This window comes from Saccharothrix sp. CB00851, assembly GCF_001905065.1.
Classification (GTDB): Bacteria; Actinomycetota; Actinomycetes; order Mycobacteriales; family Pseudonocardiaceae; genus Actinosynnema.
Genome location: NZ_LWLC01000016.1, coordinates 43334 through 63017, shown reverse-complemented (window position 1 = coordinate 63017; position 19684 = coordinate 43334). Strand labels below are relative to the sequence as shown.

The following is a 19684-nucleotide window of genomic DNA, read 5'->3' as shown; positions in this document are numbered from 1 at the left end:
GCTCACCCGGACCGCCCCCACCGCCACCGAACACCTGCTCGCCACGCCGCACACATGAACGGAACGCCCGGCCGGGACGCGACGTCCGCCTCAGGTCCGCCGCCGTCAGCGCTGGCGAACCCCCGCCCGCCACACCGCGTACGTGAGCGGGACGCCTGGTCGGTAGGCGAGGTGGGTGGTGGAGGGTGCGTCGAGTACGTGGATGTCGGGGCGGGCGCCGGGTGACAGATGACCGACTTTGTCAGTTCGCAGCGCCTTGGCGCCGTTCAGGGTGGCGGCGGTGACGGCTTCCTCGATGGTCATGTGCATCTGGAGGACCGCCGTGGTGATGCAGTACGCCATCGAGGTGGTGTACGAGCTGCCCGGGTTGCAGTTGCTGGCGAGGGCGACGGTCGCGCCGGCGTCGAGGAGCTCGCGTGCGGGCGGCAGCGCTTGGCGGGTCGACAGGTCGCAGGCCGGGAGCAGGGTGGCGACGGTGGACGAGTTCGCCAACGCGTCGATGTCGGCGTCAGACAGGTACGTGCAGTGGTCGACGCTGGCCGCACCCAGCTCCACCGCCAGTCGGACGCCGGGGCCTTCGCCGAGCTGGTTCCCGTGCACCCGCAGGCCGAGGCCCTTCGCGGCAGCGGCTTCCAGCACGGCGCGCGACTGGTCGGCGTCGAACGCACCCCGCTCGCAGAACACGTCCGCCCACCGCACGTGCGGCGCGACGGCGTCGAGCATCTCGCCGATCACCAGTGACACGTAGTCGTCAGCGTCAGCACCCGGTGGGATGAGATGTGCACCCAGGAAGGTGACTTCATCGACCTCTTGGGCTGCGATCCGCGCCGACCGCACTTCGTCCGCGACGTTCAGCCCGTAGCCGGTCTTGGTCTCGATCGTGGTCGTCCCCTGCAAGACGGCCTCGCGGACCAACCGTCGCACGTTGTCGACCAGGGCCTGATCGGACGCCGCCCGAGTCGCCTCCACCGTCACCGCGATCCCACCGGCCGCGTACGCCTGGCCGGCCATGCGGGCTTCGAACTCGGCGGTCCGGTCACCGGCGAACACCAAGTGCGTGTGGCTGTCCACCCAACCGGGGAGGACCGCCCGCCCCTCCACGTCGACCCGCGTGTCGGCCGCCGGTGCGGACGCTGCGGACCCGACCCACTCCACCCGATCGGTGAAGACGAGGGCGGCGTCGGTGAGGCGGCCGAGCTCCGGGTCGTTGGTCGTCAACTCCCCGATGCCGGTGATGAGGGTGCTCACCGCCGCAAGAACCTCTGCCACGCAGAAGCCGAGAACGCCACCACGCCCGCCCTGGGATTCTTTGAGTCCCGAACCACCACCTCAGGAGCAAAGAAGGCGACCTCGACACAGTTGTCGTTGTTCCCGCCGCCGCTGCGGCTGCTCTTCCGCCACACCAGACCCGCCCGGTCTACAGTGGACACAGGATCGCCCCTCATTCCCACTCGGCAAGTACCCGCTCGATCACGGCGATCGAATCCTCCGGACCGAGCGCCTGCCCGAGCAGGTGGTCGAACCGCATTCTAGCCCGCCGGACCTGGTCCGGATCTTCGATGTGGAGCGAGCCTGCCACGTGCGAGATGTAGAGCAGAGACGGGTCTTCGGCATCGGAGAAGTCGAGCAGGGTGAAGGCACCCTCTTGGCCGGCGTGACCTCCGAGGTCCCTCGGCAGTACGCGGAGGGTCACCGTCTCCAACTCGGCGACCATCACCAGGTGGTCCAACTGGTCGCGCATGACCTCCGCACCACCGATCCGCTGCCACAAGGCGGTCTCATCGAGGAGGGCGACCAGCCGGAGCGGATTCTCCTCCGAGGTCAGGCGCTGTTGGCGGATCATGCGGACCTTGACCTGAGCGGCCAGTTCGGGCTTGGTCCGCTTGAGTGAATTCGCCTCCAGGATGGCGCGCGCATACGACTCGGTTTGCAGGAGACCGGGGACCAGGACGAGCGCCAGTTCCCACACCGTCGATGCCTCGGTTTCGACATCGACGTATCCCATGTCCCGCAAGCCGAAAGTCGTCCACCACCCCGGCCGCAAAGCCTCCCGCACCTGGTCGATGAGGTCCGGGTCGTAGTGGTCGTAGACGTCCATCATCGAGCGGGCGAGGTGGACGTCGAGCCTCGTCTCGCCCGCCTCCAACCGGTAGAGGCTGTTGCGGTGCTTGTCGAGGGCGGCAGCGGCGTCCTCGATCGTCATGCCCGCCGCTTCTCGCATGCGGCGGATACGGCGGGCCAGTCTCCTGCGGCGAAAGGGTGGGCGTGCTGACATGCGGTCATGATGGCGAGATGGACTGACAAATTCGGGATTCCCAACACCCGATCAGGGGATCGACTCCAGCAGGAGCCGGGCGACGTCTCCCAGCTGTTCGTGCACCCCATCGCGGGCTACGACCTTCCCCCCTACTACTACGACAGCGACGTCAGAGGCGGTTGCGGCGAGGATCAGTTGGTCGGGAGAAGTGCCGGCGGTTCGGATTGAATTCACTCGAACGGCGACGAGGTCGGCCGGGGCACCGACCTCGATCCGGCCGGCTTCGGGCCAGCCGATGGAGGCGTGGTTCGTCAGGGCGGCGACGAGTTCCGGCGGGGTGAAACGGCCGCGTTCGCCGGTGCGCAGGCGTTCGTTGTGCTCCAGAGCCCTTGCCTCCAACAGTGGATCGATCACGGCGTGTTGGTCGCTGCCCAACGACAGCGGCGAACCGGCCTCCGCCAGCTCCCGCGCCGGGCCGATGCCGTCCGCCAGGTCCGCCTCCGTCGTCGGGCAGAAGCACACGCCGGTGCGGGTCGAGCCCAGCAGGCCGATGTCCTTTGTAGACAAATGGGTGCCGTGGACGGCCGTGGTGCGGGGTGTCAGGGCGCCCGCTTCGGCCAACAACTCGGTCGGCGTGAGGCCGTAGGCGGCCAAGCACGCTTCGTTCTCGGCCGGTTGCTCCGACAGGTGTACGTGCAGCGGCCGATCGGGGAATGCGCCCGCTACCAGCGACAATGTTTCACGTGGCACAGCGCGGACCGAGTGGATGGCCGCGCCGATCTTGGTGTTGGCGTCACCGCGCAGCTCAGCGACCCTGTCCAGCCACCGGTCCCCCGTCCCGTCGGAGAACCGCTCCTGCACTCCGCGCACGGGCTGCCCGATCCCACCCGCCAGATAGCAAGCGTCCAACAGGGTGAGCCTGATCCCGGCATCGAGCGCGGCCTGTCGCAACGCCTCCGCCATCTCGTTCCCACCGTGGTGCAGGTAGTGGAACTCCCCCACGGCCGTCACCCCGGCCACGGCCATCTCCGCGTACACGGCCCGCGCCAGGCGCAGGTACGAGTCAGGCGTCAACCGCTCCGCCACGTCGTACATCCGGTCGCGCCACGTCCAGAACGTGCCGCCATCGTCGTGCGTGCGCCCGCGCAACGCCCGGTGGAACGCGTGCGAGTGCGCGTTGGCGAACCCGGGGAACACCAAGCCGTAGAGCCGTTCCACGCCGAGCGGAATCGTGTCCACAGTAGACACGGCCGAGATGACCCCGTGCTCCACCCGCACCAGCACCCGCGACGCGATCCCGTCCGGCAACCACGCCCGCTCGCACCAGAAGCTCTTCATCGCGTCAAGTGCTCCAACGTCGTCGCCAACGCCACCACGCCCGCCGCGCAGTCGTCCACCTCGGCGAACTCCTCCGGCGCGTGGCTGATCCCGGTCGGGTTGCGCACGAACAGCATGGCGGTCGGCACGTGCGAGGCCAAGATCCCGGCGTCGTGCCCGGCACCGGTCGGCAGCGCCGGCGTGTCGTCGCCGAGGGCCTCCCGGACGCGGGACATCAGACCTGGGTCGAAGTGCACCGTCCCGCCCCAGCTCTCCTCGGCCACGCGCACCTCGCAGCCCTCCGACGCCGCCGCCTCACGCGCCGCCGAAGTGATCTCCGAGACCACCTCACGGGTGCGCGGCTCGTCGTCGGCCCGCGCGTCCAGCCACACGTCCACCGACGACGCGATCACGTTGGTACCGCCGGGGTTCGGCACGATCCGCCCCACCGTGGCCCGCGCACCGGACGTGGCCGCACGGCGAGCGGCCAGCACGAGCGCGGCGGCGGGCACCATCGGGTCGCGCCGGTCCTCGATCAGCGTCGCACCGGCGTGGTTGCCCTCGCCCGTGAACGTGTACCGCCACCGCCCGTGCGCCAGGATCGAACTGGCCAGCCCCACCGGCACGTCCAGTCCACGCCCCTGCTCGACGTGCAGCTCCACGAAAGCCCCGATGGACGACAGCGCGCGGTCGTCCCGTCCCATCCGCAACGGGTCGAACCCGGCCGCGTGGGCGGCCTCGCCGAACGTGATGCCGTCCGCGTCGGTCAGCCGGCACGCGGCCTCGGCCGTGATCGCACCGGTCATCAGCCGCGACCCGAGGCAGGCGACACCGAACCTTCCGCCCTCCTCCTCCACGAACACCACGATCGCCAACGGCTTCGAGGGCGTGAACCCGCGAGAACGCAGCAGGTCGACGGCCTGCAACGCCGACACGACCCCCAACGGCCCGTCGAACGCCCCACCACCCGGCACCGAATCGAGGTGGCTGCCGGTGATCACCGCATCGGGTCCCGGTTTGCCCCACCACGCCCAGAGGTTGCCGTTCCGGTCGGGCCGCACGTCCAGCCCCCGCCGCTCGGCCTCCTCCACGAACCACGCGCGCAACTCCCGCTCGACCTCGTCGAACCCGTGCCGCGAGTACCCACCACGCCGGGCGTCACGGCCGACGTCGGCGATGTCCGCGAGGTCAGTCATCGGTGCTCATCGGGATGTGGACGTCCTTCGAGGCCGCCACGTCGACCGCCCGCTGGTACCCGGCGTCGACGTGCCGGATCACGCCCATGGCGGGGTCGTTGGTCAGCACCCGTTCGATCTTCTGCGCGGCGAGCGGCGTGCCGTCCGCGACCGTCACCTGACCGGCGTGGATGGACCGGCCGATGCCGACGCCACCGCCGTGGTGCAGGGACACCCACGTGGCGCCCGAAGCGGTGTTGACCAGGGCGTTCAGCAACGGCCAGTCGGCGATCGCGTCGGAGCCGTCGGCCATCGCCTCGGTCTCCCGGTACGGCGACGCGACCGAGCCGCAGTCGAGGTGGTCACGGCCGATGACGATCGGCGCGGACAGCTCGCCCGAGGCCACCATCTCGTTGAACTTCAGGCCGGCGAGGTGGCGTTCGCCGTAGCCGAGCCAGCAGATCCGGGCGGGCAGGCCCTGGAACTCGACCCGTTCACCGGCCATCTTGATCCAGCGCGCGAGCTGCTGGTTCTCCGGGAACAGCTCCAGGATCGCCCGGTCGGTCTTGGCGATGTCCTCGGGGTCGCCGGACAGGGCGGCCCAGCGGAACGGGCCCTTGCCCTCGCAGAACAGCGGCCGGATGTAGGCGGGGACGAAACCGGGGAAGTCGAAGGCCCGCTCGAAGCCGCCGAGCTTGGCCTCGCCGCGGATCGAGTTGCCGTAGTCGAACACCTCGGCGCCACGGTCCAGGAAGCCCACCATGGCCTCGACGTGGTCGGCCATCGACTCGCGGGCCCGGTCGGTGAACTCGTCTGGCTTCGCGGCGGCGTAGTCCGGCCAGTCCTCGACCGCGACGCCCTTCGGGCAGTACGCCAGCGGGTCGTGCGCGGAGGTCTGGTCGGTGACGATGTCCACCGGCACGTCGCGGCGCAGCAGCTCGGGCAGCACCTCGGCGGCGTTGCCGATCAGGCCCACCGACAGCGCCCGGCCCTCGGACTTCGCGGCCAGCACGCGGGCGATGGCGTCGTCGAGGTCGTCCGCGATCTCGTCCAGGTAGCGGGTCTCCACGCGGCGGCGGGCGCGCTGCGGGTCGACCTCGACGCAGAGCGCCACGCCCTCGTTCATGGTGACCGCAAGCGGTTGCGCGCCGCCCATCCCGCCCAGACCCGCGGTGACGGTGAGCGTGCCGCGCAGGGTGCCGTTGAACCGCTTGTCGGCCACGGCGGCGAACGTCTCGTACGTGCCCTGCAGGATGCCCTGGGTGCCGATGTAGATCCACGAACCGGCCGTCATCTGGCCGTACATGGTCAGGCCCTCGGCCTCCAGCCGGCGGAACTCGGGCCAGTTCGCCCAGTCCGGCACCAGGTTGGAGTTCGCGATGAGCACGCGCGGCGCCCACTCGTGCGTGCGCATGACGCCGACCGGGCGGCCGGACTGCACGAGCAGCGTCTCGTCATCCTTCAACTGCGCCAGCTCGCGGCTGATGGCGTGGAAACTGGGCCAGTCGCGCGCGGCCTTGCCCGTGCCGCCGTAGACGACGAGGTCTTCGGGGCGTTCGGCCACGTCCGGGTCGAGGTTGTTGTGGAACATCCGCAGGGCGGCCTCGGTCGGCCAGCTGCGGGCGGTCAGTTCGGTTCCTCGGGCGGCGCGCACCATCAGAGTGCTCCCTTCCGGATCAGGTCTTCGGCGGCGGCGATCTCGGGCGCGAGGTGGCGGTCCGGGCCGGGGCCGGGGACGTGCTCGCGCAGCTTCGCGACGGCCGCCGCGGTCGCGGGGGCGGGGTTGAGCGGTTTGCGCAGGTCCAAAGCGCGTGCGGCGGTCAGGAACTCGATCGCGAGCACGCGCCGCAGCCCGTCCACGGCCTGGCGCAGCTTGCGCGCGGCCGACCAGCCCATGGAGACGTGGTCCTCCTGCATCGCGCTGCTCGGGATCGAGTCGACCGACGCGGGCACGGCCAGGCGCTTGAGCTCGCTGACGATCGCCGCCTGGGTGTACTGGGCGATCATGTGGCCGGAGTCGACGCCCGGGTCGTGCGCCAGGAACGGCGGCAGGCCGTGCGACCGGTTCACGTCGAGCATCCGGTCCGTGCGGCGTTCGGCGATGCTCGCCACGTCCGCGGTCGGGATGGCGAGGAAGTCCAGCACGTAGGCGATCGGGGCGCCGTGAAAGTTGCCGTTGGACTCGACCCGGCCGTCGGCCAGCACCACCGGGTTGTCGATGGACGACACCAGCTCGCGGTCGGCGACGGTCTCGGCGTAGGCGACGGTGTCCCGGGCCGCGCCGTGCACCTGCGGTGAGCAGCGCAGCGAGTAGGCGTCCTGGACGCGCGTGCAGTCCGGGCCGCGGTGGCTGTCCATGATCTCGGAGTCGCGCAGGATCTCCGCCATGCGCCGCGCGGAACGCCCCTGGCCCGGGTGCGGGCGCAGGGCCTGGAGGTCGGCGGCGAACACGCGGTCCGTGCCGAGGAGGGCTTCCACGCTCATCGCGGCGGTCAGGTCGGCCACGTCGAGCAGGTAGGTCAGGTCCTTGATCGCCAGGATCAACATGCCGAGCATGCCGTCCGTGCCGTTGATCAGCGCCAGGCCCTCCTTCTCGGCCAGCCGGACGGGCTCGATGCCCGCGGCGGCGAGGGCTTCGGCGGCCGGGACCAGGTTGTCCTCGGCGTCACGGACGTCACCCTCGCCGGTGAGGGCCAGGGCGGCGGCGGACAGCGGCGCGAGGTCGCCGGAGCAGCCCAGCGAGCCGAACTCGTGCACGACCGGCGTGATGCCGGCGTTGAGCATCGCGGCCATCGCCTCGGCGGTCTCCAGCCGGACGCCCGTGTGGCCGCCGGCCAGCGTCTTCAGCCGGAGCAGCACGAGGGCGCGCACGACCTCGCGCTCGACCTCGGCACCGGCGCCCGCCGCGTGCGAGCGGACCAGGGACTGCTGGAGGGCGGCACGGCGGTCCGGCGGGATGTGCCGGACCGCCAGCGCGCCGAAGCCGGTGGACACGCCGTAGGTGGGCCGCTCGGCGGTGGCCAGGCGTTCGATGTGCGCCCGGGCGGTGGTGACCGCCTCGCGGGCCGCCTCCGTGATCTCCACGCGCGCGTCACCTCGGGCCACGGCGTGGACGTCGTCGCGGGTCAGGGGTTTCGGACCCAGCTGCACGGGTTGCTGCATGTGCCCATCTCAACCCGGCGACCGGTTCCGCACGACCCGACATCCGCCGATCGTGTCTGGGATCCGAGACGGCTCGGCGAACCGAAATCGCTCCCCACACGTCCTGGTCCACCGGTAGCGTCGCGAATTCCACCATGGGGGGTGACCATGAGTGTCCGCGTGCAGGATTTGACCCGCACGTTCCGCAAGGGCAAGGGCTGGCGGCCCAAGGGCGACGAGGTGACCGCGCTCGACGGGCTCACGCTGGACGTGCCGGAGCACGAGGTCCACGGACTGCTCGGCCCGAACGGCGCGGGCAAGACCACGCTCTGCAAGATCCTGTCCACGATCCTGCTGCCCACCTCGGGCACCGCCGAGGTGCTCGGCCACGACGTGGTGACCGGCGCGGCCGAGATCAGGCGCCACGTCGGCATCGTGTTCGGCGGCGAACGCGGCCTGTACGGCAAGCTCACCGCGCGGCAGACCCTGCGCTACTGGGCCGCGCTCCACCTGCTCCCGGACGCGCGGGCCAAGGAGCGCACCGACGCGCTGCTGGCCCGCCTCGGCCTCGCCGACAAGGCCGACGACCTGGTGGAGACGTTCTCGCGCGGCATGAAGCAGCGCGTGCACCTGGCGCGCGGCCTGATCGGCGACCCGAAGCTGATCCTGTTCGACGAGCCGACCACCGGCATGGACCCGGTGGCCGCGCGCGACTTCCGCAAGCTCATCACCGAGCTGCGCGACGAAGGCCGCACCATCCTCATCACCACGCACGACATGGACGAGGCCGAAGAGGTCTGCGACCGCGTCACCCTGATCGACAACGGCCGGGTGCTCGCCACCGAGACGCCGCGCGGCCTGGCCGAGATGTCCGGCCTGCACCGCTGGGTCGAGGCGGAGACCACGCTCGACGTCACCGGCATCCCCGGTGTGGTCGACACCGAGACCCGCAACGGCGTGCTGCGCGTCAAGACCACCGACGACCGGGCGGCCCGCGCGGTGCTCGACTTCCTGCTGGACAACGGGGTGCGCTCGGTGCACGCGGTGCCGCCCCGGCTGGAGGACGTCTACCTGGACCTCATCGGCCGCCGCGGCATGGAGGTCTGAGCGTGCGCCTGTTCCTGTCCGGTGCGCGCACCCAGTTCTGGCTGGTCCGCAAGCACCCCGACGAGCTGCTGACGCTGTGCACGATCCCGTTCACCGTGGTGATGCTGCTGTCGATCGTGATGCACGCGGCCCGGCCCGACCTGATCGCCAACGCGTTCCTCGCGCCCACGCTGATCGGCCTGTGGGGCTTCTCCACGGGCCTGGCGGCGGAGGTGCTCGTCGGCGAGCGCTGGACGTCGGCGCTGGAGCTGGGCATGGCCGCGCCCGGCTCGCTGCACCCCGTCTACCTCGGTCGGATCTCGGCGGTCATGGTGCTGGGCGTCGTCCCGCTCGGCGAGACGTGGCTGCTGGGCAAGCTCCTGTTCGGCGTGGCGCCGACGGTGCACCACCCGTGGGTGTTCTGGGCGGCGATGGCGGCGTCGGTGTTCGCGATGGCCGGCACCAGCCTGCTGCTCGCGGTGTCCATGCTGCTGTCCAAGAACAGCAACAACTACCTGAACTTCCTGAGCTTCCCGATCTACCTGCTGTCCGGCGTGATGGTGCCGGTGCAGTACCTGCCGGAGTTCCTGCAACCGCTGTCCCACGTGATCTTCCTGTCGTGGTCGGCGGACCTGATGCGCGACGCCCTGGCCGCCGCGCCGGTGGCGGGGGTCGGCTGGCGGCTGCTGGCGATCGTCGGCCTCGGCGTCGCCGCGCTGGTCGGCGGCCGGGTCCTGCTGGCGCTGACCCTGCGCCGGGCGCGCGAGCTGGGGACGGTGACGTATGCGTGACCAGCTGCGGGTGCTCAAGCACGGGCTCATCGCCTCGTGGACCATGTACTCGGCGTACCAGACGTGGCGGCTGTGGACGTTCACCTGGCTGTCCCGGCTGCTGATCCAAGCCTGCTTCTACGCGCTGATCGGCCGGATGCTCGGGTCGCAGCAGCAGGTCGACTACCTGCTCATCGGCAACGTGGTCGCCGTCATGGCCATCGACGCGACCGTGGTGATTCTGATCAGCGTCGGCGAACGGCAGTCCGGCACGCTGGCCCTGATGGTCGCGGCGCCGTCCACCCACCTCACCGTGTACCTGGGCAAGGGGCTGGTGAACCTCGGCTCGGGCGTGGCCGCGTCCACCACGGCGTTCCTGGTGCTGCCGCCGCTGTTCGGGGTGCGGCTGCCGTGGCCGGAGGCGGCGCTCGTACCGCTGATGATCCTGGTGGTCGGCTTGTCCTGCTACTGCTACGGGACGTGCGTGGCGTCGTTCGTGCTCGGGTTCCCGTCGGCGCGGTGGCTGGCGCTGAACCTCAGCTACCTGGTGCTGATGACGTTCTGCGGTGTCAACGTGCCGACGTCGTTCTGGCCGGACTGGCTGCGGGCGATCACGTCCGTGCTGCCGATGACGCACGGGCTGGCGGCGATCCGGGCGTTCATCGCGCAGGCGCCCGCGTCGACCGTGCTCGGGCAGCTCGCGCTGGAGGTGTGCGTCGGCGCCGGGTGGCTCGCCGTGGCGGCGATGAGCTTCAGCCGCATGGTCCGCCGCGGCCGGCGTGACGGTTCCATCGAGTTCGGCGGCTGAAGTGCCGGGGTGGGGCGCTCACCCCGCGGGAGCGCCCCACCGCGTCGTCACGTCAGCCGGTCGCCCAAGGGCCGGTGGCGTTCACGTCGACCGTGAGCGCCTCGGCCGCCGCGATCAGCTCCTGCGCCGAGGCGGTGCCCGGTCCGGGGCCGTAGACCAGCAGGTGCAGGTCCGGGCGGAGGTCGACCCGCAGGTAGCCCACCATCTGCCCGAGGTACTCGGCGGACGCGCCGCGGGCCGTGACGGGCACCGGGGTGACGCTCGGGTTGCCGATCGGGTCGTCGACGAAGGAGCTGAGGTTCGCCCCGTAGGTGACGCCACCGATCTGGCCGTTCGTGGACACGTGCCAGCCCCGGCTGTTCACGCGCGCCTGGTAGGCGAGCGCGCCGCCGACCGACACCGGTCCGCCCAGCGCCGTCGGGTCCGGCCGCGTGGACTCGGCGATCCGGATCGCGTCGGCACGTGCCTGCGGCGCGTTCGAGAGCACCAGCTCGACGTAGTGGCCCGGCCCGGGGCTGAAGACCACCCTCGCGTCCGGTGGCGTCCCGTCCGGCGTCGCCGGCGTCTCGGGTTCACCCGATCGCGGCGTCACGGTCTTCGCCGGGTCCACGACCAGGGCGGGCGAGCCGTTGATCGTCACCTGGTCGGCGGCGGGCGCACCCGCGATCTGCTGTCGCAGCTCCTCCTGGCGCGCGACGTCCTTCGGCACGAGCCAGGTCAACGACGGCGTGTGCAGCTGCTCGCTGCTGTGCTTCCAGACGCGCTGGATCGCCCCGGTCCCGTCCACGAACCGGTTGCGCTCGGTCAGGCCGTCGACCAGCCACGACGGGCTGTAGCCAAGCGTGCCCGGGTCGAGCGCCGCAGCGGCGGCGGCCGTCGGCTTGGTCGTCGTGGTGGACGTCGTCTGGAGGGTGCCGCCGGCCGCCGGCGGTGCCTCCGCGCTCGGCCGGCCGACCGTCGTGGCGACCACCGCGACGGCCGCTGCGGCGGTGGCCGCCGTGACGGCCAGGAACAGCGGCTTGCGGCTCTTGCGGGGCCGGTGCAGCGCGGCCAGGACGTGGCCGGCAGGCGGCGTCCGCTCGGCACGCGCCCGCAGCGCGTCCCGGATCAGGTCCTCGGTGTCCATCACAGTGCCTCCTTCACGCGGTCGTTCGCGCGCAGCGTCGCCAGCGCGCGGGAAATGTGGCTGCGGACCGTGCCCTGGGAACAGCCCAGCGTCGCGGCGATCTCGGCGTCGTCGTAGCCCTCGTAGTACCGGAGCACGATGGCGGCCTTCTGCTTGCGCGGCAGCTTGTCGATGCTCTGGAGCATCGCTTCGCGCTCGTCGTAGTGCGCCGACGGGTCGGGCCCTGGCGGGTCGACCGCGTGCAGCGGGGTGTGCGCCTTGCGGCGGCGGCGCCAGCCCAGGAACTCGTTGGTGACCATCCTCTTCAGGTAGGCGGCGGGCGCGTCCACCGCCGCGATGCGCGTCCAGCGTTGTTGAGCGCGCAGCAGGCACTCCTGGACCACGTCCTGGGCGAGGTGCGGGTCGCCGGTCAGCACGGTGGCGTAGCGCAGCAGCGGGGTGACCTGCCTGGTGGCGAAGTCCTCGAAGCTGTCCGTCATACCTTTCCAATGCGCCCGGTCGCGGTTCTGTTGAGAATGGGATTCGTGGGAGGCAGCAGCGACGTGCCGGCGTTGCGCCGAGGGCTCGCGGTGCTGCGGCTGCTGGCAGGCCGACCGGGACCGGTGTCGGCGGCGACCGTGGCGCGCGAACTGTCCCTGCCCAGGTCAACCACCTACCACCTGCTGGCCGAGCTGACCGCCGCCGGCTTCGCCACCCACTTCCCCGAGGAACGACGCTACGGGCTCGGCGTGGCCGCGTTCGAGCTCGGCTCGGCCTACCTGCGCCACGACCCGCTGGAACGACTGGCCCGGCCCGTCCTGCGCCGCCTCGTGGACACGGTCGGCCGAACCGCCCACCTGGGCGTCCTGCACGGCTCCGAGGCCCTCTACCTGGTGCGCGAGCAGCCACGCCAACCGACCACCATCGTCTCCGACGTCGGCGTGCGCCTGCCCGCCCACCTGACCGCCTCGGGCCGGGCCATGCTGGGCCGACTGCCCGCCGCGCAGGTCAGGGCCCTGTTCCCGGGCTCGTTCGTGGACCGGACCGGACGGGGTCCGCGCAACCTGCCCGCGCTGCGGAGGCTGCTGACCGTCGAGCGCAGGCGTGGGTGGGCGGTGGAGGACGGCTACGTGACCGCCGGCTTCGCCTCCGTCGCCGCCCCCGTCTTCGACCACGGTGAACGGCCGATCGCGGCGATCACCGTCACGTTCCGGCACGTGTGCGAGACGGAGTGCGGCGAGACGTGGCCGGACCTCGCCACCGAGACCCGCCGTGCGGCGGAGGAACTGACCACCCGCATCGGCGGCCGAGCTTGACCAGCTCGGCACCCCTGGGCACGCGTCGCTCGATCCGGTGACGTCCGCGCGAAGATCCGGTCTCGCCCCGACCAGGCAGCCGACACCGGTGATGGACGAGCTCTTCGAGCTTCCTTGAAGCCGGGCACGACGCGGCCCGGCCACCCATCGGGCGACCGGGCCGTGTCGTGCCGGTAAGAACTACAGCGTGACGGACTTCAGGAAGTCCGCCGCCACGTTGGCGATCGTCTCCTTGTCCACGTCCACCCGCTTGACCAGGTCCGCGAGCTTCTCCGTGGTCAACGCCGCCGACACCTTGTTCAGCGCCTCCTTGCCCTTCGCGTCGACCGCGTCCGACCGCAGCAACGGCACGATGTTCTGCGCCGGGTACATCGTCTTCGGGTCCTCCAGCTCCACGAACCCGTTCGCCTTGATGTCCGCCGACGTCGTGTAGAGGTTGGCGACCTGCACGGTGCCGTTGTTCAGCGCGTCCACCGTGATCGGACCACCCGCGTCGGTCGTCTTGATCTCGGTGAACGTCACCCCGTACAGCTCCTTGATCTTCGCCTCCCACCGCTGCGCCCACTCACCGGCGGCACCCAGCGCGTACTTCCCGGTACCCAGGTCGGCGATCGACTTCACCCCGCCGTCCGCGGTGGCCTTGGTGACCACCAGGACGTCCTTGTCCTCCGCCGCCGACTTCTCCAGCACCTCCAGGCCCGACGGCGTCTTGGCCTTCAGCGCCGTGTAGACCTCTTCGGCCTCGGTGGTGGTGTTGGCCTTGTCGAAGTAGTTGAGCAGGTTGCCCGAGTACTCCGGCACCACGCCGAGCGACTTGTCCTGCAACGCCTTCACGAGCAGCTCGCGGGCGCCGATGCCGGCCTTCACCGTCACCGTCGCGCCGGTCGCCTTCAACGCGCCGGCGTAGATCTCGGCCAGGATCTTGTTCTCGGTGAAGTCGGCCGAACCGACGACGACCTCACCCGACGCGGCCTGCTGGCCGCTCCCGCCCAGGTCCTCTTTGGACCCGCACGCGGAGACGACCAGAGCGGCCGCCGTGACGACAACGGCCAACGTGCGCTTCATGCCGTACTTCCTCCAGATTCGACGGGCGCCGGCTCTCCCCGGCGCCTCGGCCTCGCCCCGCTCGACCGCGCCCCCGCGCGACGACTCCGCGACGACAGCCGCAAACCCGCGGGCACGACCAGCCTGCCCACGCCCGCGAGCACCACGTCCAGCACGACCGCCAGCAGCGCGATCAGAATCGCGCCACCGACGAACTGCCCGTAGTCCAGCACCCGCAGTCCGTCCAGCAGGGGACGCCCCAACGTCTCGATACCGACGTACGCCGCCACCGAAGCGGTCGCGACCACCTGCAACATGGCGTTGCGCAGACCGCCGACGAGCAGCGGCAGCGCGTTGGGCACCTCGACCTGCCACAGCCGCTGCGCGCCGGTCATGCCCATGCCGCTCGCCGCGTCCACCACACCGCGGTCGACGTCCTGGATGCCCGCGTACGTCCCGGCCAGGATCGGCGGCACGGCCAGCACCACCAGACCGATGAGCACCCCGAACGTGCCACCGCCGGCAACCAGGTACAGGAACGTGACCAGGCCCAACGTCGGCAGCGCCCGCAACGCGTTGCTGCCGCCGACCAGCACCACCCCGCCGCGCCCGGTGTGCCCGACGAACAGGCCGAGCGGCACGGCGATCAGCGCGGCGCCGAGCACCGCGCCCAGGCAGTACAGCAGGTGGACGCCGACCCGCACCGGGATCGACTTGCCGCCCGACCAGTTGACCGGGTCGACCAGCCACGCGAACGCGTCCGCGAAGATCACAGCCGCTCACCCGCCCGCGCCCACGGCGTCAACCGGTCCCGCAGCAGCACCAGCAGCAGGTCGACCACCAGCGCCAGCACCAGCGTGAGCACGATGCCGATGATGATCGGCGCCAGGTACCGCTGCCGGAACCCGTCGGTGAACAACGTGCCCAGACCGCCCGTGCCGATCAACGCACCCACGCTGACCAGGCTGATGTTGCTCACCGAGCCGACTCGCACACCGGCGGCCAGCACCGGCACGGCCAGCGGCAGCTCCACCGCGAAGAACCGGCGCAGCGGCCGGAAGCCCATCGCCGTGGCGGCGGCGGTGATGTGCGCGGGCACCGCGGCCAGCGCCTCGGCCACCGGCCGGACCAGCAGCGCGGTCGTGTAGACCGTCAACGCGATGATCACGTTCAGCGGGTCGAGCACCTGCGTGCCGATGACCGCCGGGATGATCGCGAACAGCGCCAGCGACGGGATCGTGTAGACCACGTTCGACAACCCGATCAACGTCGCGTTGACGGGCCGGAACCGGTGGCACAGCCAGCCCAGCACGATCGCCAGCACCACCGACACCGCCAGCGGCACCAACGACAGGTAGACGTGGTCGAGCAGCATGTCCAGCAGCGCCGCCCTCGTCCCGGCGTCGCTGAGGTACTTCCCGATATCACCCACGGCGGCTCTCGATCACGTCCAGCACCTGCCGCGCGGTCACCACACCGGCCAGCCTCCCGGACTCGTCCACCGCCACACCCAGCCCCGACGGTGACGACAGCGCCGCGTCCAGCGCGCCCCGGATCGACGCGCCCACTTCGTACAGCGAGCCACCGGGGACGACCGACGCATCCGGCGCGATCCACCCCTGCGGCCGCTTCTCCGCGTCCACCACGAGCCGCCAGTCCGAAGAGGACTCGACCGGTGCACCCCCGACCACCGTCGGCACCTCGGCCACCTCCACCCCCGACGAGTCCACAAAGGACAGACTTCGGTAGCCGCGGTCCTTGCCCACGAAGCCCGCCACGAAGTCGTCCGCGGGCCGGGTGAGCAGCTCGGCGGGCGGCGCGTACTGGGCGAGGAAGCCGCCGGTCCGCATCACCGCGACCTTCTCACCGACCTTGATGGCCTCGTCGATGTCGTGGGTGACGAACACGATGGTCTTGCCCAGCTCCGCCTGCAACCGCAGCAACTCGTCCTGCAAACCCTCCCGCACCACCGGGTCGACCGCGCTGAACGGCTCGTCCATCAGCAGCACCGGCGGGTCCGCCGCCAACGCCCGCGCCACACCCACCCGCTGCTGCTGACCCCCGGACAGCTGCACGGGGTAACGGCGGCCGAGTTCGACCGGCAGGCCGACCAGCTCCAACAGCTCGGCGGCGCGCTGACGGGCCTTGCGCCGGGTCCACCCGGTGAGCAACGGCACAGTGGCCACGTTGTCCAGCACCGTCCGGTGCGGGAACAGGCCCGCCTGCTGGATCACGTACCCGATGCCGCGCCGCAGGGTGGGCGGGTCGACACCCAGCACGTCCCTGCCGTCCACCAGGACGGTGCCCGACGTGGGGTCGATCATCCGGTTCACCATGCGCAGGGACGTCGTCTTCCCGCAGCCGGACGGTCCGACGAAGACCGTGATCGTGCCCGCCTCGACCACGAGGTCCAGGCCGTTCACCGCGGTGGTCCCGTCGTCGAACCGCTTGGTCACGTCGCGGAACTCGATCACCCGTGGTCCTCCTGCCGATGGGCATCAAGCGTCGAACGACCCTAGCCCGTCAGTCCGACCGGGGCACGGCGTTTCAGCATCCGGTCAGTAGGCTGCACCGGTTGTGGCGACCGAACCGGTGCGAGCACTCCTCGCCGAACGCGGCCCGCACGCCCGCAAGCTGCGGCGCGTGCTCGACCTGCTCGCCGACGACTGGCACACGTTGGCCGAATTGGTTCGGCTTCCCGCTGTGCCGCGGCGCACCGTGCAGGAGGTGCTGACCGCCGTCGGCGACGACCTGGAGTCCAGTGGCGACCGGTTCCGGCTCGCCCCGGCCAAGGCCGCCGACTACGCCGTGTTCCGCGCCGGTGACGACCTCGTGGACCCGGTGGACGCGCTGGTGTCGCGGCACACCGCGCAGCTGCGGTCGGTCCTGGCCGACATCGCGGACGTGCCGCCGCCGCTGGCCGCGCTGGACCACGTGCAGGCGACCGCCGAGACGGCGTTGAAGCGGGCGTTGTGGCTGGACACGACCTACGACCTGGCCGGCCGCACGCTGCTGTGCCTGGGCGACCACGACCTGACGTCGCTGGCCGTGTGCGCGGTGAACCCGTCCGTCGAGGTGGTCGTGGTCGATGTGGACGACCGGCTGCTGGAGTACATCTCGCGCCGCGCCGAGGAACGCGGGTGGCCGATCCGCACCGTGCACGCCGATTTCCGGTTCGGCCTGCCCCCCGCCGTGCTGGAGTCGGCGGACCTGGTGTTCAGCGACCCGCCGTACACGCCGGAGGGCATCGGCTTGTTCGCCGCACGGGCGGTCGAGTGCCTGGCCGACCTCGGTCGGGGACGGGTGCTGCTCGCGTACGGGTTCAGCGACCGCACGCCCGCGCTCGGACTGAAGGTGCAGCAGGAGCTGCAGCGGCTCGGGTTGGTGTTCGAGGCGATCCTGCCCGCGTTCCACCGGTTCGACGGCGCGCAGGCCATCGGCAGCGCCGCCGACCTGTACGTGTGCCGTCCCACGTCACGCCGTTCGGTGTCACCCGCCTCGGCGAAGACCTCGATCTACACGCACGGCCCGCAGTCGGTGGAGGCGACCGGGCCGGGGTCGACGGCGTTGGCGGCCCTCGTCGACCTCGCACCCCGGCCGGAGTCCTCGCCGCCGCCGAAGCCGCGTGCGCCGGGGTGGGCCGAGCCGATCGGCAAGGGCGCGGCGTCGCTGGCGGTGGACCTGTCCGGCGACCCCGGTCCGTGGCTGCTGCGGACGCTGCTGGCGTGCTCACCCGGCCGGATGGCGGCCCTCGTGCCCAACAACCACCCCAACGTGTCATCGGCGGCGGGCCAGCAGGAGCTGAGGTCGTTGGTGGACACCAGGTTCGCGCTGCGGTTCCTGCGGTCCACTCCGGACGGCAAGCACTGCGTCGTGGTGGCCGACCAGGTGCTGGCGGGCACGCTGGACGCGGGCGGGCTGGCCGTGCGCGAGGTGCTGATGCGGGCGCACGGCAAGTTGGGCAACGTGTGGCGGGAGGCGCTGGTCACGGCCACGCGCGGCGCGTTGACCAAGCGGGAGGCGCGGGAGCGCATCGGCGAGCACGACGACCTGGAGCTGCGCCTGATCGACCTGCCCCGGCACCGGATCGCCGCACTGCTGCCGCTGATCCGCGCCTCGGCGTCCCACTAGCCGGCGGAAATTCAGCGAACCTCCACGTCGGGGCCACCTCCGACGGTAACTTCTCGCTCGAACCTGGAGGCGCGCTCATGACTCATCCCCACCCCGGTCAGCAGCCGGGTCCGCAGCAGTACCCCGGTCAGCCACACCCAGGCCAGCCCTACCCGGGTCAGCCGCCGTACCCAGGGCAGCAGCCCCATCCAGGTCAGCCGCACCCCGGCCAGCCCTATCCCGGCCAGCCGCACCCGGGTCAGCCGCCGGTCGGCTACCCCGGCGGGCCGCAGGCGTACCCCGGCGGGCCCAAGCCGCCGAGCAAGGCAGCCGCGGTGCTGTCCGCACTGTTGTTCCTGCCGAACGTGATCCTCTTGTACGTGGTGTCCATGCCGTTCGTGGCGGACGGCACGCCGTCGCCGCACTTCATGGTCTCGCTGATCGGCATCCCGCTCAGCGAGGAGATGACCGGGAACGTCGACTTCGCCGTGTCGGTGTCGCTGACCGTGGCGTCGGTCGTCCTCGTCCTCGCCGTGCTGCTCGCGTGCCGAGTCCCCGGCGTGCGGTGGGCGCTGCTGGGGATCGCGCTGGTGGCCGTGGCGAACTACGTCTACGTCGTCATCGACATCCTGGCCAACATCCCGGGCGAGTTCGTGGTGCTGCCCGCGATCGCGCTGCTGCTGTGGCTGGTGTCCGGCCTGGTCGTCGCGCTGCCGCCGGTGGGTCGTGCGATGCGGGGCGCGAAACCCAGGACCCCGCCGCGCCCCGCCGGTCCCCCGGCGCCCGGTCAGTGGCGCTGAATCACGTGAACTCCTGATCCACTACCAGCGGCTTCTTCCGCCGCGACCACGCGAACAACACGGTCGCCGCGAGCCAGATGTACAGCAGCCCCAACAACACCGCCCCGGGCACCGCCCACCTGTCGGCACCCGTGATGCCCGACGACCGCAACGGTTTCATCAGCCCGGTCCGGTCGAACATCAGCGAGGTTCGTTCGCCGACGTCGCCGATGTACTCGGAACCTCGGTACGGCTCGTAGTCGATCCGACGGTCGCCGCACTGGACGGTGTAGACGGTGTAGGACGAGGATTTGGTCCTCGTGACGACCGTCGCGTCCAGCACCTGGCAGTCGGTGCGGAGTTCCCCGAACGCCGAGAACCACAGCCGCGGGCCATTCGCGCTTGTCGTCACGAGCAACACTGTCAGGACGGCGATGGTGGCGAAGAAGGCCAGCACGCTCCTCCACAGCCACATCGCGCCAATCAGCAGACCTGCCATACCCAGTACGAACAGGACAACACCCAGCCAGAACAACCCCGCGGAATTGAACAGGAACCCGGCGAACATCGCTGAGAACAGGCCGGCGATGCTCAACGCCACGGCGCGCTTCTTCGTCATTCGTCCAGGTATCCCGTCACTCGCTTGAACGCGTCCTGCTGCGCCTTGGCCACGCCCTCGTCCTCCAACTCGTCCTGCTTGGCCGTCTCGCGGGCGAGATCAGCCGCCAGCTCGGTGTGGAACCCCCGGTCCGCGACGCTCGGCACCGAGTGCGGCT

The 19684-nt window shown here is 71.1% G+C and carries 21 protein-coding genes; 6 read left to right on the top strand and 15 right to left on the bottom strand.

What is annotated here, in order from left to right; translation table 11 throughout:
* Window positions 1-105: 105 nt before the first annotated feature.
* Genes hutI through hutH form a run of 7 tightly spaced genes read right to left on the bottom strand, consistent with a single transcriptional unit; the run spans window position 106 to window position 7911 of the window.
* Window positions 106-1248, bottom strand: coding sequence for an imidazolonepropionase (hutI, locus tag A6A25_RS17640; protein WP_073891422.1), 1143 nt, complete (start codon window positions 1246-1248; stop codon window positions 106-108).
* A complete protein-coding gene (locus A6A25_RS17635; RefSeq protein WP_073891546.1) occupies window positions 1245-1445 on the bottom strand; it encodes a DUF397 domain-containing protein in 201 nt (66 codons plus the stop codon). The genes hutI and A6A25_RS17635 overlap by 4 nt, the downstream gene beginning before the upstream one ends.
* On the bottom strand, window positions 1442-2275 hold the full coding sequence (locus A6A25_RS17630; protein WP_073891420.1) for a helix-turn-helix domain-containing protein: 834 nt from the start codon (window positions 2273-2275) through the stop codon (window positions 1442-1444). The genes A6A25_RS17635 and A6A25_RS17630 overlap by 4 nt, the downstream gene beginning before the upstream one ends.
* Window positions 2276-2326: 51 nt before the next feature.
* Window positions 2327-3595, bottom strand: coding sequence for a formimidoylglutamate deiminase (locus A6A25_RS17625; RefSeq protein WP_073891417.1), 1269 nt, complete (start codon window positions 3593-3595; stop codon window positions 2327-2329).
* Window positions 3592-4770 (bottom strand): allantoate amidohydrolase, encoded by a 1179-nt coding sequence (locus A6A25_RS17620; RefSeq protein ID WP_073891415.1) that lies wholly within the window; start codon window positions 4768-4770, stop codon window positions 3592-3594. Before A6A25_RS17620 ends, A6A25_RS17625 begins: the two co-directional genes overlap by 4 nt.
* Window positions 4763-6406 (bottom strand): urocanate hydratase, encoded by a 1644-nt coding sequence (gene hutU / locus A6A25_RS17615; RefSeq protein ID WP_073891413.1) that lies wholly within the window; start codon window positions 6404-6406, stop codon window positions 4763-4765. Before hutU ends, A6A25_RS17620 begins: the two co-directional genes overlap by 8 nt.
* On the bottom strand, window positions 6406-7911 hold the full coding sequence (gene hutH / locus A6A25_RS17610) for a histidine ammonia-lyase (RefSeq protein ID WP_073891411.1): 1506 nt from the start codon (window positions 7909-7911) through the stop codon (window positions 6406-6408). Before hutH ends, hutU begins: the two co-directional genes overlap by 1 nt.
* Window positions 7912-8058: 147 nt before the next feature.
* Between hutH and A6A25_RS17605 the strand changes: the two genes are divergently transcribed.
* Genes A6A25_RS17605 through A6A25_RS17595 form a run of 3 tightly spaced genes read left to right on the top strand, consistent with a single transcriptional unit; the run spans window position 8059 to window position 10554 of the window.
* Window positions 8059-8997 (top strand): ABC transporter ATP-binding protein, encoded by a 939-nt coding sequence (locus tag A6A25_RS17605; RefSeq protein ID WP_073891544.1) that lies wholly within the window; start codon window positions 8059-8061, stop codon window positions 8995-8997.
* A gap of 2 nt (window positions 8998-8999) precedes the next feature.
* Window positions 9000-9767 (top strand): ABC transporter permease, encoded by a 768-nt coding sequence (locus A6A25_RS17600; protein WP_073891409.1) that lies wholly within the window; start codon window positions 9000-9002, stop codon window positions 9765-9767.
* A complete protein-coding gene (locus A6A25_RS17595) occupies window positions 9760-10554 on the top strand; it encodes an ABC transporter permease (RefSeq protein ID WP_073891407.1) in 795 nt (264 codons plus the stop codon). Before A6A25_RS17600 ends, A6A25_RS17595 begins: the two co-directional genes overlap by 8 nt.
* 52 nt (window positions 10555-10606) lie before the next feature.
* On the opposite strand, the gene A6A25_RS17590 is transcribed toward A6A25_RS17595, so the two are convergent.
* Window positions 10607-11680 carry a hypothetical protein gene (locus A6A25_RS17590; RefSeq protein ID WP_073891405.1) on the bottom strand — a complete coding sequence of 358 codons (1074 nt, stop codon included), beginning with the start codon at window positions 11678-11680 and terminating at the stop codon, window positions 10607-10609.
* On the bottom strand, window positions 11680-12159 hold the full coding sequence (locus A6A25_RS17585; RefSeq protein WP_073891403.1) for a SigE family RNA polymerase sigma factor: 480 nt from the start codon (window positions 12157-12159) through the stop codon (window positions 11680-11682). Before A6A25_RS17585 ends, A6A25_RS17590 begins: the two co-directional genes overlap by 1 nt.
* Window positions 12160-12204: 45 nt before the next feature.
* Between A6A25_RS17585 and A6A25_RS17580 the strand changes: the two genes are divergently transcribed.
* Window positions 12205-12975, top strand: a complete 771-nt coding sequence (locus tag A6A25_RS17580; protein ID WP_073891542.1) for an IclR family transcriptional regulator — start codon at window positions 12205-12207, stop codon at window positions 12973-12975.
* A 180-nt stretch (window positions 12976-13155) separates the two neighbouring features.
* Here A6A25_RS17580 and A6A25_RS17575 read toward each other — a convergent pair whose 3' ends face one another.
* The 4 genes from A6A25_RS17575 to A6A25_RS17560 are packed head-to-tail and all read right to left on the bottom strand — an operon-like array spanning window position 13156 to window position 16493.
* Window positions 13156-14040: an ABC transporter substrate-binding protein gene (locus A6A25_RS17575; RefSeq protein WP_073891401.1), complete on the bottom strand. Its 885-nt coding sequence runs from the start codon at window positions 14038-14040 to the stop codon at window positions 13156-13158.
* Entirely contained in the window at window positions 14037-14789 is a 753-nt protein-coding gene (locus tag A6A25_RS17570; RefSeq protein WP_380734088.1) for an ABC transporter permease, read from the bottom strand. The genes A6A25_RS17575 and A6A25_RS17570 overlap by 4 nt, the downstream gene beginning before the upstream one ends.
* On the bottom strand, window positions 14789-15394 hold the full coding sequence (locus A6A25_RS17565) for an ABC transporter permease (RefSeq protein WP_198932754.1): 606 nt from the start codon (window positions 15392-15394) through the stop codon (window positions 14789-14791). The genes A6A25_RS17570 and A6A25_RS17565 overlap by 1 nt, the downstream gene beginning before the upstream one ends.
* A gap of 49 nt (window positions 15395-15443) precedes the next feature.
* The gene (locus A6A25_RS17560; RefSeq protein WP_073891396.1) at window positions 15444-16493 is read right to left on the bottom strand and encodes an ABC transporter ATP-binding protein; all 1050 of its coding nucleotides are present in this window, start codon (window positions 16491-16493) and stop codon (window positions 15444-15446) included.
* Between the two features lie 103 nt (window positions 16494-16596).
* Here A6A25_RS17560 and A6A25_RS17555 point away from each other — a divergent pair, with 103 nt between their 5' ends.
* Together A6A25_RS17555 and A6A25_RS44750 are read left to right on the top strand one after the other, a co-directional pair.
* Window positions 16597-18150 carry a bis-aminopropyl spermidine synthase family protein gene (locus A6A25_RS17555; RefSeq protein WP_143193229.1) on the top strand — a complete coding sequence of 518 codons (1554 nt, stop codon included), beginning with the start codon at window positions 16597-16599 and terminating at the stop codon, window positions 18148-18150.
* 77 nt (window positions 18151-18227) lie between these two features.
* Window positions 18228-18929 (top strand): hypothetical protein, encoded by a 702-nt coding sequence (locus tag A6A25_RS44750; RefSeq protein ID WP_198932750.1) that lies wholly within the window; start codon window positions 18228-18230, stop codon window positions 18927-18929.
* 1 nt (window position 18930) lies between these two features.
* Here A6A25_RS44750 and A6A25_RS17540 read toward each other — a convergent pair whose 3' ends face one another.
* Together A6A25_RS17540 and A6A25_RS44065 are read right to left on the bottom strand one after the other, a co-directional pair.
* Window positions 18931-19527 carry a hypothetical protein gene (locus A6A25_RS17540; RefSeq protein WP_073891390.1) on the bottom strand — a complete coding sequence of 199 codons (597 nt, stop codon included), beginning with the start codon at window positions 19525-19527 and terminating at the stop codon, window positions 18931-18933.
* Window positions 19524-19673, bottom strand: coding sequence for a hypothetical protein (locus A6A25_RS44065; protein ID WP_158073754.1), 150 nt, complete (start codon window positions 19671-19673; stop codon window positions 19524-19526). Before A6A25_RS44065 ends, A6A25_RS17540 begins: the two co-directional genes overlap by 4 nt.
* Between the last annotated feature and the right edge of the window lie 11 nt (window positions 19674-19684).